General features: G+C 37.8%; 14 protein-coding genes. 4 read left to right on the forward strand and 10 right to left on the reverse strand.

All coding sequences use genetic code 11. The annotated features are described in order from the left end of the window. Positions 1–7: 7 nt before the first annotated feature. Positions 8–466 carry a biotin carboxylase gene (locus tag ACM0OT_RS12955; protein ID WP_414542781.1) on the reverse strand — a complete coding sequence of 153 codons (459 nt, stop codon included), beginning with the start codon at positions 464–466 and terminating at the stop codon, positions 8–10. Positions 467–670: 204 nt separating this feature from the next. On the opposite strand from ACM0OT_RS12955, the gene ACM0OT_RS12960 reads away from it, so the two are divergent. Then, positions 671–1282 carry a hypothetical protein gene (locus ACM0OT_RS12960; RefSeq protein ID WP_414564746.1) on the forward strand — a complete coding sequence of 204 codons (612 nt, stop codon included), beginning with the start codon at positions 671–673 and terminating at the stop codon, positions 1280–1282. 112 nt (positions 1283–1394) lie between these two features. Here ACM0OT_RS12960 and ACM0OT_RS12965 read toward each other — a convergent pair whose 3' ends face one another. Next, positions 1395–2273: a shikimate dehydrogenase gene (locus tag ACM0OT_RS12965; RefSeq protein ID WP_414564747.1), complete on the reverse strand. Its 879-nt coding sequence runs from the start codon at positions 2271–2273 to the stop codon at positions 1395–1397. An 82-nt stretch (positions 2274–2355) separates the two neighbouring features. Here ACM0OT_RS12965 and ACM0OT_RS12970 point away from each other — a divergent pair, with 82 nt between their 5' ends. The 3 genes from ACM0OT_RS12970 (at position 2356) to ACM0OT_RS12980 (ending at position 5348) form a co-directional block, all read left to right on the forward strand. Then, on the forward strand, positions 2356–3294 hold the full coding sequence (locus tag ACM0OT_RS12970; protein ID WP_414564806.1) for an alpha/beta fold hydrolase: 939 nt from the start codon (positions 2356–2358) through the stop codon (positions 3292–3294). Between the two features lie 275 nt (positions 3295–3569). Further along, positions 3570–4262 (forward strand): acyltransferase, encoded by a 693-nt coding sequence (locus ACM0OT_RS12975; RefSeq protein WP_414564748.1) that lies wholly within the window; start codon positions 3570–3572, stop codon positions 4260–4262. A gap of 141 nt (positions 4263–4403) precedes the next feature. Beyond that, a complete protein-coding gene (locus tag ACM0OT_RS12980; protein WP_414564749.1) occupies positions 4404–5348 on the forward strand; it encodes a glycosyltransferase family 2 protein in 945 nt (314 codons plus the stop codon). Between the two features lie 178 nt (positions 5349–5526). On the opposite strand, the gene glf is transcribed toward ACM0OT_RS12980, so the two are convergent. From glf to trxA, 8 genes are all read right to left on the reverse strand, one after another. Next, complete coding sequence (gene glf, locus ACM0OT_RS12985; RefSeq protein WP_414564750.1) at positions 5527–7299, reverse strand: UDP-galactopyranose mutase; 1773 nt, start codon at positions 7297–7299, stop codon at positions 5527–5529. 64 nt (positions 7300–7363) lie between these two features. Then, positions 7364–9223, reverse strand: a complete 1860-nt coding sequence (locus ACM0OT_RS12990) for a glycosyltransferase (protein ID WP_414564751.1) — start codon at positions 9221–9223, stop codon at positions 7364–7366. A gap of 37 nt (positions 9224–9260) precedes the next feature. Next, complete coding sequence (locus ACM0OT_RS12995; protein WP_414564752.1) at positions 9261–10022, reverse strand: ABC transporter ATP-binding protein; 762 nt, start codon at positions 10020–10022, stop codon at positions 9261–9263. Beyond that, on the reverse strand, positions 10023–10829 hold the full coding sequence (locus ACM0OT_RS13000; protein WP_414564753.1) for an ABC transporter permease: 807 nt from the start codon (positions 10827–10829) through the stop codon (positions 10023–10025). Between the two features lie 19 nt (positions 10830–10848). Continuing rightward, entirely contained in the window at positions 10849–13200 is a 2352-nt protein-coding gene (locus ACM0OT_RS13005; RefSeq protein WP_414564754.1) for a glycosyltransferase family 2 protein, read from the reverse strand. Between the two features lie 363 nt (positions 13201–13563). Beyond that, complete coding sequence (locus tag ACM0OT_RS13010; RefSeq protein ID WP_414564755.1) at positions 13564–15705, reverse strand: ATP-binding protein; 2142 nt, start codon at positions 15703–15705, stop codon at positions 13564–13566. Positions 15706–16174: 469 nt separating this feature from the next. Beyond that, positions 16175–16651: a MarR family winged helix-turn-helix transcriptional regulator gene (locus ACM0OT_RS13015; protein WP_414564757.1), complete on the reverse strand. Its 477-nt coding sequence runs from the start codon at positions 16649–16651 to the stop codon at positions 16175–16177. 277 nt (positions 16652–16928) lie between these two features. Beyond that, positions 16929–17246, reverse strand: a complete 318-nt coding sequence (gene trxA / locus ACM0OT_RS13020) for a thioredoxin (protein ID WP_414564758.1) — start codon at positions 17244–17246, stop codon at positions 16929–16931. Positions 17247–17336: the final 90 nt, after the last annotated feature.

Genomic DNA, 17336 nt, shown 5'->3' on the forward strand with positions numbered 1-17336 from the left:
GCCTCTTTTACCTGCGAACTTGTCCGCTAAAGCCGGCAGCTTTAAACTGCTTCAACTGTAAAGGTTCGGGCTGGTTCGCAGCTACGGATATTCTCAACTCAAAGTCACTGACGCCTGGAGGAACTTCGGCAATAGAACCAAGACGGGTGCGGTTTTGCATCACTGGGTTATTGTTAGCATCATAGACCCGACCGAAGATATCTGCATCGTATACTGTTTTATAAGTGCCATTTTCTGCTTTGCCAGTGACAATAAAGCAGTTAGCTGCTGCACTACCACTACTGATCACAGCTCCTTCTGCCAGTTCTGGTGGACAATCTTGATAAGAAAGATCAAATAGTTTAATTTGTGTCAGCGCTACAGCTGAGGGAGTATGCACCCACGATAGAAACGTGATTACACAGGCAATCAAGACGACTGATGTTAATTTTGCATACTGAGTTATGATTTTTGAATATTTCTGCATAGCTAAAATTGGTGAATTTGTTGATGTCTTCGATATTTAAATATGTTGACACACTCCTTACCCTTCTAGGGTAGGGATTCTAGGCTCAAACAGCAATTGCAGGCGTCATTGGTCATTAGCGACTCTCCCCCATCTCCTCCAGTCCATGTAATTTAACTTTTTTGTAATAATTAGGGAAATACACCCTTCAGTTGCCATTAACTTATGACTCCAGATGAGATTGAAACAGCCATGCAAGCAGCATTTAATAGTTGTGATGCAGCTAGTTGCCCTCTCTCTGATAGGCAGAAACAGATATTACTGCAAGTAATCGAGCAAATTCAGGGAAACTCGAAATCTAGGATGTCAGATGTAGCCAATCCCTTAGACGAACTTACTTCAGAAGAATTAGAAGTGTTTTTACAGTTCGTCAAGATGGAGGAACAACAAAACCGCACTTGGAAGGTGCAATTACTCAACGACTGGCTACATAACAACGATTCTGGCAATGTACAATTTATTCGCCAACGCTACGGTTTACAATGGCTCAATCGTGTAGAATCATATCATTTTGATAAGTATTCTTACTTTGAAGATGCACTCAAACTGAGAGTAGGCGATCGCATCGAAGTTTCCAATGCACTATGGGAATGGGTACAAGACGATGGCCCTTGTCTACGGGAATGGTTCTCTTGCATGGTGCTGCAAGTTGATGAAATTTACGATGGCGATGATTGCCCTACTAATTGCATTGTGCGTTTCTACGACGGTTCTGAGTACGAAATTCAAGGTATTTATGAATGGAATCGTTACAATTGGCGCTGGCCGCAGAGGTAGGGATTGGGGATAAGGGACAAATGGGGAGATAAAAAATTTAAAGCGGAGATAAAAAATTTAAAGCGGGAAGAGGGGCGCTTGGGCTAGGGGCTAGAGTAATCCCTAATCCCCACTACAATCTCAGGTGATTTCGCAAAGCTTGACGCATCACATCCACAGAAATAGTTTCCAACTGTAACCAGATTTTTAATGCTGCTACTCCTTGTTGGACTAACATTTCTAAGCCATCAATGGCAATTGCGCCTTGTTTTTGGGCTTGTTGAAGAAATTGTGTCGGGTTAGGAGTATAAATTAAATCGTAGGCGATGGCACCTGGGCAAATCTTCTCTACTTCTTCTGCACTCAATGGTGATTCATCCACATGGGGATACATGCCCACAGGTGTGGTATTTACTAGTAAATTGGCATGAGGTATTAGTTTTGCTAGTTTATCCCATGTATGTACTTGTAATTTCTCAGCCAAGGGTGAATTGCCCCAACTATGACGAAATTCTTCTAACTTTTGCAGATTACGCCCCACAACATGAATTTGGGCAAACCCTAATTGATCACACCCGGCGACAACCGCCCTAGCTGCACCACCATTGCCTAAAATTACCGCTACCTGCTGACTCCAGTTTTGCTGATATGTTGTTTGTAAAGGCGCAATAAATCCTTCGATATCAGTGTTTGTGCCTACCCATTGATGATTTTGACGATAAACAGTGTTTACTGCCCCAATAGCTTGGGCAATGGGAGTAATTTCCGCTAATAAAGGCATAATTGCCTGTTTATGAGGAATAGTCACACTAAAACCCACAACCCCCATAGCGGCAAAGCCTGCGATCGCCACCTCTAAATTCTGTGGTTCTATAGGAAAAGGTAGATAAATATAATCTAATCCCAATTGGGCGATCGCCGCATTGTGCATCACAGGTGACAGCGAATGTTCCACCGGATAACCAATTACGCCCAAAAGTTGAGTTTTACCTGTAATTAATAATTTAGTCATTAGTCAGCTGATAATTTTTTTGACTTCTGCCCAGGGGCGCTGGTCTACAATTATTAGAAGTTACTTAACATTTCTTTATATCATGCAGGTAACCATAGCCTCTTCAACAACGCCCATTCCTGGTAAATATTGGCAGTGGCGCGGACATAACATTTACTATGTCCATGCAGGAGAAAAACAACCACAACGTCCACCATTGCTATTGGTGCATGGGTTTGGTGCTTCCACAGACCACTGGCGCAAGAATATCACAGGACTGTGTGCAGATTTTGAAGTATTTGCCATTGACCTTTTGGGATTTGGCCGTTCAGCAAAACCTAAATTGCAGTATGGTGGCGACCTCTGGCGTGATCAACTCTCTGATTTTATCAGTGAAGTGATTGGTCAAAAAGCAGTATTGGCAGGCAATTCACTAGGTGGGTATGCTTGTTTGTGTGTTGCGTCCCAGTGTCCTGATGCTGCGGCTGGCTTAGTGTTGCTCAATAGCGCTGGCCCTTTTAGCCAAAACCAAACTAGTTCTGAACCGGAAGCATTACAGTCACAAATTCAGCCACCCAAACAACCTTCTCCCTTACAGAAACTTTTAGGTGATTCTGTGAAGTGGATGTTTCAACAACAATTCGCCCAGTTTCTGTTATTTCAATACATACGTCAACATTGGGTAATTCGCCAAACTTTAGAGAAAGTTTATCTCGATAAAAGTGCAATTACAGACCAACTAATAGCAGAAATTCGTCGTCCTGCTGATGATCCTGGTGCTTTAGATGTATTTGTTTCCGTGTTTAGTACTCCTCAAGGAGAGAAAGTTGATGTTTTATTAAAGCAATTAACTTGTTCTCTGTTGCTATTGTGGGGAGAAGCTGATCCTTGGATGAATGCGCGGGAACGTTCCCAAAAGTTTCGTCAATATTATCCTGAACTCACAGAGCATTTTCTGGTAGCTGGTCATTGTCCCCACGATGAAGTCCCAGAACAAGTAAACCCACTGTTACGAGATTGGGTTTTGTCGATTCCACATTAATGGCGAGTAGGGAGTGGGATTCTTATTGAATACAACTGAGTATGAAGAAGTATTTTCCCACTCACTGCCAGTTTTTTTAGTTAATTATCCAGGATTATGTCTACCTTAAGAATTATTTTTTCTTCTTAAAATGAGAATTATGTATATTAAAAATTAAATATAAATAATTAGCTATTATTACTATTTATCTGGGATATTTTTGTCATTTTGGCATAACCTAAAAAACAAAAACTGCTATAAATAAGCCACCGTAATTTATGGCAGTTCACCTAAAAATGAAGCCTCAACCATATCCTGGAAAATGGAAAAAAATTCAGGAAAGCTTAATACTTAATTGCTTAAGAGGAATACCTACAAGTTTAGGTAGCACATTAAGAAATTCAATGTATCGCCATATTTTTTCCAGTAAGGGCAGAATAGTAAGTATTCAATATGGTGTAGAGTTTATTGAACCTAGTTATATTAAACTTGGCACTGATGTGAGGATTTGTCGAGGTGTTAATATTGATGCTAGTGGACATCCAAATAATCTTATTTACATAGCAAATGACGTGATTTTTAGTTATGGTGTTGACATTCAAGCCTTAATAAATACGTCTATTCATATCGGTAAAGGTACTTTTCTTGGGCCTTATGTTACTATTGCTGGGCCCGGCAATGTATCCATTGGTAATAACTGTTTAATTGCGGCACACTCTGGCATTTTTGCTAATAATCATATTTATGCAGATACCACCAAGCCAATTGGTTCTCAAGGTGTAACTTGCCGGGGAATTACCATTGAGGATGACTGTTGGCTTGGTTCCGGAGTCAAAGTATTAGATGGAGTTACTATTGGTCATGGAAGTGTCATTGGCGCTGGTTCCGTCGTCACCAAAAATATTCCCTCATTTTCCGTAGCTGTGGGTGTACCTGCAAAAGTAATTAAAAGCCGTAATCAGAAAGAACTTATTAACTCTACTGAATAAAAAATATTTGCTCGTAGTCAGGACTTTAGTCCTGTCATGGCTTTAGGGACTGTAGACGCGTCAGTCCCTAGACAAACTGTTTCTTATGGCTGATTTGGCAAACATCATATAAGTCAGAATGTAACAACTATAGGAGCAAAAATGTCAGACAATCATGAAGATAAGCAACCTTTAGTCAGTGTTATTATTCCCTCATATAACCGACCACATTATCTTAAGCAAGCAATTGCTAGTGCCGTTAAACAAACTTATCAAAATCTTGACATCATTGTTTGTGATAACTGTAGTAATGAAGATTTTCAACCAATAATTGATAGTTTCCAAGATGCACGGATTCGCTTTTGGCGACATTCTCATAACATAGGAATGTTAGGTAATATTAAACATGGTTTTAAAATAGCAAAGGGAAAGTATGTTGCCAGTTTACACGACGATGATATGTGGGAAGCAGGATTCTTAGAAAAGCTGGTACCAACTTTGGAAGCTAATCCTAACTTAGCTGTAGCTTTTTGCGATTCTTACATAATCAATACAGATAGCATCATAGATGAAGTCCTCACAAAAAATAATTCGCAGATATGGAATCGGGACACCTTAAAAGAAGGTATTTATCAACCTTTTTACGACATTGGCATAGTCAAGATGTCTATAGCCAGTGCCTGTGCTGCTGTTATTCGTAAGGATGTTGTAGATTGGGATGCAATTCCTGAAGAAGTTGGCGGTTGCTATGATTTATATATAAACTATCTTTGTTGTCGTTCTGGTTTAGGAGCTTATTATTGTCCAGAAAAACTCACTAGATATAGACAACATGAGCAAAGCGATACATTGATTAGCAATCCACCAATTAACATTCGCAAAGCGAAAAATCAAATATTCTGTTATGAACGATTTATGGAAGATGCTAGGCTAAATGCGTTCAAACCATATTTTCAGCGGCGATTATTAGAAGCTAATTATGTTTTAGGAATTAATTTAATGCAAGCTAGGGAAACAAAAGCAGCACGTTCTCATTTGTGGTATGTCATTAAGAGAAAAAAGCTGAGTGCAAAACCTCTGCTGGCATTGTTGTTAGGTATTTTTTAAGTAGGTAAGTTAAAGGCTTTTAGTGAGTTAGCGCGGTCTACAGCCCTTCTCCTAAAGGAGACGCTACGCGAACGGGCATCCTTCTCCCAAGGGGAGACGCCAAAGGCGAACGGCGGGGGGTCTCCCCCATGAGCGACTAACGAACTCGAAGAGTGAGGACTTAAGTCCTCACTATTTCCTATGGTCGCCGCACTGCTAAAGCAGCAATTTGTTGATAGATAAACAAAGCTTGAGCCACACATTGATCCATGTTGTAATACTTATAAGTTGCTAAACGTCCCACAAAATACACCTTTGGTGTTGCATCTGCCAGCGCTTTATATTTCTTGTAAATTTCGTTATTTTCAGAACGCGGTACAGGGTAATAAGGGTCTCCTTCAGCTTGAGGAAATTCATAGACAATGCTAGTTTTTGTATGTTCTTGTCCAGTCAAATATTTGAACTCTGTGACACGGGTATATAGGTGTTCATTGGGATAGTTAATAACTGGTGCAGGTTGAAATACAGGGGTGTTGTGGGTTTCATGCTGAAAATGAATGGAACGATAAGGAAGTTTGCCATAGCGATAATCAAAAAATTCATCAATTGGCCCGGTGTAAACTATCTCTCGACAAGGGATCACCTGCTTGATTTCCCGATAATCAGTATTTAGCATCACCTTGATGTTGGGGTGGTCTAACATCTTCGCAAACATGCGCGTAAAACCATGCAATGGCATTGCCTGATAGATATCGGTAAAATATCGGTTATCTCGGTTGGTACGAGTAGGGACTCTGGCTATTACTGATTTATCCAGTTCTGAGGGGTCGAGTCCCCATTGTTTGCGGGTATAGCCTTGGAAGAATTTTGTATATAGTTCTTTACCAACTTTACTCACTACTACATCTTCTGATGTGCGGATATATTCTTTCGGTTCGGCTATGGACTGGAAAAAATCTGCTACCTCAAATGAATTGAGGTTCATGCCATAAAGTTGGTTGATGGTGTCAAGGTTGATAGGGATGGGAAGCAGTTGTCCATCGACGCTGGTGAGGACGCGGTGTTCGTAAGGTCGCCACTGAGTAAACTGTGAGAGGTATGCAAAGACTTCGCGGGAGTTGGTATGAAATATGTGGGGGCCATATTTATGAATGAGAATACCATGATCGTCATAATGATCGTAGGCATTACCGCCGATATGATGGCGCTTGTCTACAACTAGCACTTTTTTACCAGATTGACTCGCCAGCCGTTCTGCAATCACGCTACCAGAAAATCCCGCGCCTACAATCAGGTAATCAAATACCATATCTGTATTCACGGTGTCTGAGACTTGGTAACCCAGCATTGCACGATGGGAATCAGGGGTATCTTCATCCTGGCGGGCGGTAACGGCAAAATCTATCAGTTTCATCATTGATATCCAGGTGCGTTCCCAATCAACGCTACTAGGAAACGCATAGATGTTAGGGTGCTGGTGTGCTTGAATGGCGTGAGTACTGTGTTCACTGATAAATACTACGTCTGCAATAGCAAATAATTCTGTTTTGTAGTCCGGAAATGTCGGTAACTCATCTATACAGTCATATACAACTACCTGGGGTTGCAAGTGGCGTGTAAAGGCGATCGCCTGCGATGTACAATACCAGCAAATGTATTGACAGATATTATTTGCGCTCAATAAATTATTGATTAATGTCTGTAAGTTGGCATTTATCGCCTCCTCACTCAGATGTTTGGGCAAATATGGCACCACAATCATGACGCCACTTTTGTCTTGATTGACATCTAAGTGCGCCAATGATTCGTCATGAAATACTACTTCTTCGATGAAGAATACCCGCTTTTCTGAAGTGCAGCGGCTGAGAATATGTTGTAGTCTGGGATGAATACAAGTCCAATTTAAATTAGATAAGCAAAGTATATCGGGTATCTCTGGGGTGAAGGTAGTAAAATTACAATTAGTGATCATATTTTGTACAAGAAATTTTTATTTTTAACTCAACGGGACGTCTAATAAAAAATGAAAGCTTCTACTATGAGGAGTATTTATTAATTTCTAAATAGCTTTCCCAAAAATTTCTATTGGTAAGTTCTGGTAAGGTGTCTCTATACTTGCGTTTAATTTGGGGAAATTTAAAGAATATTTGGATAGATAAAAAGATAATTTTGATGAAAATTTTAAAAAATTCTTCTCTGGAAATATCAACAGCAAAACCTTCTGCATTATTTAAGTTATGGTACAAAGCTGTTTTCGACCTAAAGACGTTGATAGGTCTGTATTTTTGCATGGAAATAATTTTGTATTTTTGCTGGGTCAATTTATTATTTTTATGAAAAAATATAGAAGGTAATAAATGACCATTTAATGTAAAAAGTCTGAACCAACGATAAAATGTATTTTCTGTTTCATTCAAGCTTTCTTGGTATTTTCCGTAAATAAAAGGTAATTGATGATTTTTTACGGCTTTCTCACCCATACTTCTAATTTCTAAATTTTTTTCTTCTGGATCGAGTGTTTTCAAATATTCAGGCCCTTTTAAAAAATCAGCAACCGCTTGAAAAACTACATCGGCACTTTTATATTTATAACAAAATGCCTCTCTCATAGTAAATTTTACAAAATATTTGATTGCATCTAACTTACTAAAATTATCAGTAGTAATCACATTTAAAATTAATTCGTTCTTTTTTAAATAATAGTTCATCATGGCAGAGTATTTTTTCTCTAGTGCTTCATGCCATACGCACACACCATTTAGAGTAATAATTTTGTGATTTAATCTTCGGGGAAATTCCATATCATCCATTTTAATAAAAAATGGATAAGGTAATTTAGAATTATCTATCAGTCTTGTAGGAAAACAAAATAACCACCAACCGTTATAGTTAATATATTCTTCTATTTCGTTAAATAATACATTGTTGATATTTCTCAAATCTAAATCAGGTTTAATTCGTATTACTTCTTGATCCCAAATTGCCCCATTTTCGTGTTGTATGTATTGATTATCTAGAAGCAGCATACTACCGCCAAAGCAAAAATTTGCATCACTAGCGACATTTTGAAAGTTATATATTCTCTCAAATACTTCTGGGGCTATCACAACATCATCATCCATTAAAATAATATGAGAAAAATCAGATTTACGGTCTAAGACTTCCAGCATTCCTCTGGTATATCCACCGCTACCACCTGCATTTTTGTTATGGATTACATGTATTTGTGAGCCATATATATTTTTGAGAGTTCTACCATTATCGATAATGAAGATTTCAAATTTATTTCCTATGTTTGACTGTTTGAATAAATAATTATCTATTAATTCAATATTTTTATTAATATAATATTCTCTTTTATATGTACAAATAACAATGGCTATTTTCTGATCTAAATTTTGTGTTTGGGTAATATTTGCATAAAAATATCCATTTTGAAAAATGCAGTTGTTTGCTAATGCTTCAATTTCTACATAAAGCAATCCTTTGTATAAACTGATATCTATATTGCTGAATACATTGTATTCTGCTAAATCATGATTATTAATTACTTTTTGATTCACTAATTTCTTCACTTGTGCAGCGTAATCTATATTGAACAAGCTAATTTTAAATTTACCCTGCAAAGTTAGATTTAAACCTATGTTTTTCACCCTAGTATAATCTAGCCACTTTTGCACTGAAAAAGCATTGAAATAAGTATCAAAGCTGATAACACCCGAATTTTTTAGTTCAATATGACTATATTCGTAGTTCAATACAGATTTAGTATTTAACCTTAAAAAAAGTTCTTCTGTCGTGCAAATATCTAAATTCGGCAAAATAATGTTTTGCAGTCTAACCGTAGTTTGAGTAAATGGGTTGTTAACTATGGGATTTAAAAGAATATCTGACATGGTATTTTATCTTGGTTAAAAATATTTTGCCTAAATTTCATAGAGAAGTACTACAAGTATCAATAATCATCGTGGATTGTAGATACTCTTGAACAACTTGTTTAGCATCACCAATTAATTTAATTTTTCCTTTATCTAACCAAATTACCCACTCACAAGAGTGTTTGATAAACTCCAAATCATGAGAGACGACTAACACCGTCGCATCCGCATTCCAAAAGTTAGCAATTCGCTGCTTGCACTTATTTCTAAAACTTTCATCGCCCACTGATAATACTTCATCCAAGATTAAAATATCAGGTTGGACATCAGTTGCGATCGCAAAGCCTAATCTCGCAGCCATTCCAGATGATAAAACCTTTACTGGGACTAAAGAGTAATCTTGTAATTGGGCAAATTCTAAAATTGATGGTACTCTAGAAATCATTTCTTGGCGCGAGAAACCTAACATGACTCCATAAAAAATAATGTTATCAATTACCGAAATTTCACCATCAAATCCTGCACCCAATTCAATTAAAGGTGCAATTTTTCCAGCTACCCTGACAACTCCTGATGTTGGTTGTAAAATTCCACAAATAATTTTTAGAAGTGTAGATTTACCTGCCCCATTAGCGCCTATAATACCTATTTTTTCACCTGTTATCACCACAAAATTAATTTTATCTAAAACTAATTTTTTTGTGGGTTGACGATACTTTCCTTCGATAAACGACAAGATTGTTTTCTTCAAATCATAAGAAAACTCCTCTTGGGTTCTTCTCCACAAAGAAACTTGATTGAGACGTATTACTTCCATTTACAATAAATCCATAAAAGAATGACGCCAGCAGTGAAAGCAACTTAGTCCTATCCCAAAAATAATTACTCCACTAGATAATGCATGGACAATTAAGTAAATATCTGGTGTTGTTCCTGATAAAGAAATCTGGCGGATACTTTCAATAACTGGTAACAAGGGATTTAGTAAAAGAAACGACTGCACCGATTTTGGGACAATGGCGGCTGGGTAGAATATAGGACTACTCAACCACAGCATGAATACCACCAATTCATAGAAGTAAGGTAAATCCCTAAAAAAGACAAACAAAGAACTGACTAACAAACTCATCCCGCTACATACTAAAACTAACCCCAGTAGAGGTAATAGCAGTACTAGCACATTTAACAAGCTTCTAGAGTTAACCAATGTCATAATTGCCAGTAATGGCAACACCCCAATGACAAATTGAAATATATTGGCAGCAATTAGCGAAATTGGAAAAATACTCACCGGTAAAGAAATTTTATTTAATAATCCCCCATTACCGACGACACTCCATAATGCTTGGGTTGTCGATGCGGAAAAGAAATTAATCACTACTAAACCCGTAAATACTGCCAACACATAATTAACAATAGAGTTGTCATAATATGCAGCAAAAGCAGTACCAAAAATTGCTGTGTATACTCCTGTCATTAAAAGTGGATTAATTAGGGACCAATAAACCCCTAAAAAAGATCCTCGGTAACGTACCTTTAAATTTCGGCTGACTAAAACTTGTAATAATTCCCAGTAATGCTGTAATTCTGATTTATTAAAACTCACTTTCAATGTGGGAGACATAGTGTTATTTGCAGTTTAGCTATTTTGATAATTCAGCTTTTTCAAACATTAGTTTATGATTTTGAAATCCGCTTTGCCAACCAACACGCATACCATGAAAAGCTTGTTTGATGTAATTAATTAAAACAGCATTAGGTAAATTATGTGTAAATTTCAGCCGAATTATTCTTAACATACAGCGATAGATAAGTAGTGATGTCAAACGAACAATTAAAACAGGTAAAATTACTTTTCTCAATCCATGCTTGACAGCAAAATAAGTGGTATTTTTGGCTAAAGAATACCAGCAAGTCAGATGTGTTTGGTCAATGCGGTTGTGACTAGGTTGAGGATAATGGTCTACAGCTACATCAGCATAATGAACTTCATATCCTGCTTGAATTAAGCGCAAACAAACATCTGTTTCATCGAGATAATAATCAAAAAATTCATCATATCCATTTATTTTTTCTAGCAAGTCTTTACGAAAAGATGAATTAGTTCCCATTAACCCGTTAAACCAAAAGCCATTAGCTTGGTTATAATTTGCAGCATCATCACGACGGATGGCGATGGTTTCGCTGAAAACATTACTGATTCCCCGATGGAATTGTAAAGGATATCCAGGACGAGTTAAGTCCCTCACGGTACCGCCAACCGCTGCACATTTTTCTCCATGCTGCGAATAAATATTTAACAATTGTTCTAGCCATTCGGATGGGGGAATAGCATCATCATCAAAAAAAGCAACAATAGAACCTGTCGCTAGCTTAATTCCCATATTGCGGGAGTAACTAATATTTTTCGGTTCAACTCTCAGAAAATTGATTTTAAAACTATGTTTACTAGCTACCTTACTGACTATTTCTTTTGTCTCAGTTGTGGATGAAGCGTCAACAACAACTACCTCAAATTTTTGGTAGTTAATCAGTGCTAGGGCTTGCAATGCCTTTTCTAAAAAAATCGGGCGATCGCTTGTACAAATTATGATAGAAACTAGGGTATCTAATGGAGTAAACTTTGGTTTGGGCATTTGCGATAACTTCAGCTTGTGAATTTGCCAATATATCTGCCACATCTGCTTCACAGTTTTGACAACTGCTTGCATGAGAACTAAAGGATTCATGGAAATCGGCACATAGCCGTTACCCGTAAAGTAGTAAACTTGTTTTGCCAAATGGAGGGCGAAAAATTCTGGATGTTGATAAGTAACTAATGCGATATCAACTGGTTTTTTAAACCAAGCAGCCAACCAGAAGCAAAAGCGAACTCCGAACTTATCAGGTAAACACCAGGGAATAAGTTTTTGCTCAGACTCCATCTGCTTTATAAGCTGACTTTGCCCATCATCTTGATATATAAAAGATTGCACTAAAACTTTAGCTGGTACCTGAATAATTTCTGCCAAAGATAATTCAGTATAATTAAGATTTCTTGGCATCTTTCCCTGAATACCATTGATGAAATCTTGAAACCCTGCAATAGTCAATTCAGCTAGGAAATAACGTCCTGTAGCGGCATAATAAACTAGCCGTGGTACATTGACAATTACCCGTTTTAATAAAAGATGTGGACGGTGTTTTTGCCAACAATAACAAAGATTACGCTCATCGTAATAATTAATCCAGGGACGGCATTTAAAATCAGGTGAATCATGCCAAATAATTGAATAAGGATTAACAGCAACAATCCAACCAGCTTGTTGAGCGCGCAAGCACCATTCTACATCGTCGAAGTGGAGAAAATAATTTTCAAATACGCCAATTTGTTGTACTACTTGACGGCGTAATAATAGTGATGCGGCAGCACAAACATCTACACTAATGTAAGATTTGCCTTGCAGAATATCTTGATAAGAAATATTACTTTGGTTTTGCCAATTAATTGTTAAATGTGCTTTAGCATCATTGACAAAGCTGCCAAGCTCTTGAATAGTATCAGGTGCTTTGAGCTTACAAATTTGAGAACCCACTACGCCCACTTCAGGATGCTTTTGTAAGGTAGTAATTAGGGCACTGAGGGCTAACTGATCAAGACGCACATCATCATCAAGTAGCCAGATGTAATCATATTTAAGTTGACTAACAACCTGTAAACCATAAGAAAAACCACCAGAACCACCTAAATTTTTACCAGTTTGTAAAACCTTAACATTAGCAAAGTAAAACTTTTCTAGATAAGCTTGTGTACCATCACTAGAATTGTTGTCTACAACATAAATATCAACTTTTGTTTGGGATAATTTGAGTTTACAAATATCTTCTAGAAGTAAGCAAATAGAATTAATTTTATTACAAGTGACAATAATAATAGCTATTGTGCTATTACTTACATGAGCAATACTGGATAGTGACTTTGGTTGAGATAAAAATCCCATAAAGTAATTTTTCACTTTAAAAAGTCCCCAAAACGCCTATTTCGTTCAAAACGATTTATCGTCGAATCATGAACTCAAAATATGCATTTTTTTATGCAAAATTAAAGATCACATAGCTCAAAAATTTAACTTTTTTGAATGTTGAACTCGTCCGTCTAAAGGGTGATCAGTTGGCATCAATTAAGGTGGCTAAAGTAAATTACACTACACCTGATAAATTCTGGGTAGATTATGGAAAAATATATATATTTATCGTCAGATTGCCTATAAAATTAATTACTGTTATTTTTAGGCAGGAGACAGTAATATCAAGTGATAAAATTGAGTAATTTAGTGATAAGTCGTCCATGAGGACGTGATGAAGCAACCATAACTCGTTTACTGGCGGTGATTAATCAGACGCACAATGGCTGCTACTAATTCTTCAGGATTAAAAGGTTTAGCTAAATGCATCTGAAACCCTGCTTTTAATGCTTTTTCTTGGTCATGGTGACTAGCAAAAGCAGTCAAGGCGATCGCGGGAATATCTCCCCCTTGTTCTGGTGTCAAATTTCTCACTTCATGAATGAGCATATAGCCATCCATTTCCGGCATACTAATATCACTCACCAACACATCTGGTTTGACACTTTTGAGGGTTTGTAATACGACCAAAGCTGAAGATAGTGAAATCACCTCAGCCCCATCATCTTCTAAGACGAAAGTAATAAAATCACGGGAATCAGGATCATCATCAACAACTAAAATCTGCCTTCCAGTCAAGGATAAAGATTGAGTATCTAAGAAGCAATCTTGATTGGGTTCATCAGCCATGTTTATAGTTTTATCTGTAATTAGAGGTAACTGGATAGTAAATGTTGCTCCCTGTCCCTCACCAGGGCTTTCTGCTTTTACCGTACCACCATGTATTTCGACAATATTACGGACAATTGCCAGTCCCAAACCTAAGCCACCAAATTTTCTCGTAGAACTGCTATCTGCTTGGCGGAAATAATCAAATACATAGGGTAAAAAATCGTGACTAATTCCCTTACCTGTATCAGTAACTGTGATTTCGGCAAAATCCTCAACTTGACTGACTCGTACCTCTACCCTCCCCTCCTTGGGTGTAAATTTGACAGCATTGGAAAGCAGATTCCACACAACTTGTTGCAAACGAGCCGAATCACCCATCACTTGCCCTACATGCGGTGCAAAAATTGGTGTCACTTGAATTATTTTACTTTCTGCCGCTAAACGCATTGTTTCTAGTGCAGACAAGACTACAGTTTTTAAGTTAATAGGAATAATTGTTAGCGCTAGCTTACCCTGTAAAATTTTGGATATATCCAGCAAATCCTCAATTAATTGCACCTGTAAAGTAGCATTACGCTCAATTGTGGCTAGTGCTTGGGATGTTTGTGCGGAATCAAACTTACGGCTTTGTAACAACTTAGACCAGCCAAGGATAGCATTCAAAGGAGTGCGTAACTCATGGGAAAGTACAGCTAGAAATTGATCTTTGATTTGATTCGCTGTTTCTGCTTTAGTTCTTGCTGCTTGTTCTAATTCAATTAATTGCGCTCGTTTTTCTAATATTTGTTTTTGTTCGTGGATATCGGTACAAGTACCAAACCACTTAACTACACGCCCTTGATTATCTGTGAGCGGTAAGCCTCGCCCTAACAGCCAGCGATAAGAACCATCGGCAGCATATTTCAAGCGATATTCCATTTCATATACAGTACTACTACTAACAGCATGAGACCACACTTGTACTGTTTTTTCCATATCTTCTGGATGCAATGCCGCTAACCAGCCAGAACCTAAAGATTGATTTAATGTTAGTCCAGTGTAATCGCACCAATTTTGATTAAAATAATCACATTCACCTTCAGCATTACTTGTCCAAACGAGTTGAGGAATTGCCTCAGCCAAGTAACGGTAACGTTCTTCACTTTGGCGTAAAACTTCTAGAATGCGCTGGCGTTCGGCAATTTCTTGTTGTAATTGCTCATTGGTTTTAGTCAGCTCCTGGGTACGCAGAGCCACTAATTCCTCTAGATGATTCTGGTATTTTCTCAACTCCCCTTCTATGCGTAGCCTCTCAGTTATTTGTGTTTGCAGTTCTTCATTGGCTGTTTCTAATTGAGCAGGACTAGGAAGTGCTAGTGCTTTTGGTACTAAAGGTACTAGTACTATTGCTGTCAACACAGATATGATTGCCGTTGCGGCTTTGATTAACCCCGATAGCCAATAAGTTGGATGCCAAAGTGTCCAAATGGCCATTAAATGCGTAGTGCCACAAGCTACAATAAATCCACTAAACAACAGGAAAATCCAATCAAAAGGTAAATCTCGCCGCTTACGAACAAAGTAAAACAAGGTACTGGGAATGGAATAATACGCTATGGCAATCAGCGCATCAGATCCTAAATGTAGCCAGACTAAATTTCTTTGCCATAAATAGCAGTGTCCATGAGGGATAAATGCTCCTGCGCTCAATAGATTAGTCCATAATGCTGTTATAAATTCTGACATAGTTACTCTAGTTTTTGAATCCCATAGGAACTAATCTCAAGCTCCACTTTATTAATCAGATTGGGCTACAAGATAATTACCAAATGGTGATCATCCTGGTAACGGAAAGTCGAAAAATAAAAATATGGTGAGGGTTAATTTAATTGGGTGGTTTTTGAGGAGCGATCGCTTTGCTAGCTAAAGGTAATGTATTATGAGCATAAGCGACACCAACATGAGGTTAAGAACCAAGTGGCGGGCAATATAATGCCCAGACTACACTCTGAAGCGTCTACTGATTCATCAAAAATATCAAGTTAAAAGCTAGCTTTGTCATCAGCTTTATTTCCTACTGCTAAATTTTTGTGTATTATCTATAATATCGATGATAAATTAAATTACACTTGATTAACTAAGCCAAAAAATAAGTATATATATTTAACAAATCTTAAGGTTATTGGCAATATTATTAATTAAAAATAGGCCTCATTCATTGGCTAGGTTTAATTTCTGTTCGCTCGAAGACATTTTTTAGTAAACCTAACCCTTCTTCAATATGGGAAATTTGCTCTGGTGTCAGATTATCCAGAAGTTCGGCAATATGAGCGCGAGTTTGGTCTTGAGATTGCTTTAAATGATGCTTACCCTCTTCAGTTAGACTCAGAAGGACTCGCCGCCGTTCTTGGGGATCATCTATACGTTTTACTAAGTTGCGTTGTACTAGTCTTTCTGTTGTGGCTGATGCTGTGGCACAGGTGACACCTAAATGTTCTGCTAAATCAGATAGTGAAGCACCTGGATTGCGGTTGAGAAATGCTAGCGATCGCAACTGTGGTATTGATAAAGAAGCCGCACTATGAACCCGCATATCCGCTCGAATAAACCGCATCATTAATGGAACTGTCTCCATTACTTTGGCAGCGCATTCTTCGGAAGTTGCGCCCTGGGTAGGTTTACCGGGTTTCATAATGCTTGTTTTTCTCCTGATGACATTGCTACCCGTGGATCAAGTTTTCCATAAATAAGGGTGAAGCCTATTAATGTTAACAAGAGAATCGTACAGTTCCAACCATCACTATAGACACTAATGCTGTTGCCTAACATTGTCCCACGGAATGGGTCTACTTCGTAACTTAAAGGATTGACGTGGGATAAAAACTTTAACCAGTTGATCTACAGCGATCGCTTTATCCAGATTAATATCTAGAGACGCAAAATTTCGCGTCTCTTTAGCTTAATATTTCTTAAATGAAATTTTGGAGATGTTGTACCAATTGTGGCGCTTGCATCACACCCTCAATTTTATCTACAGGCTTACCTTGCTTAAATAGTACCAGCGTTGGGAGAGCTTCAACTTGGTACTGACTTGCCAACGCTGCATACTTTTCCGTGTCAATCTTGACAATACGCAAACGGTCTTTTAACTGGGCATTCACCTGTTCTAAAATCGGCACCATCATCTGACAAGGGCCACACCAATCAGCGTAAAAATCCACTAAGACAGGTACATCAGAACCAGATAGCATTTCTTCAAAACTGTTGAATTGTTTTTTATTAGCCATGTGATACACACCAATTTTCTATTGATTGCTTTTAATAGTAATGCGTACATTCAAGAATTGTCTTAACATAATTTTGTTTTTATTGTTGCT

It is taken from the genome of Anabaena sp. CCY 9613 (assembly GCF_963920895.1).
GTDB lineage: Bacteria > Cyanobacteriota > Cyanobacteriia > Cyanobacteriales > Nostocaceae > Cyanocohniella.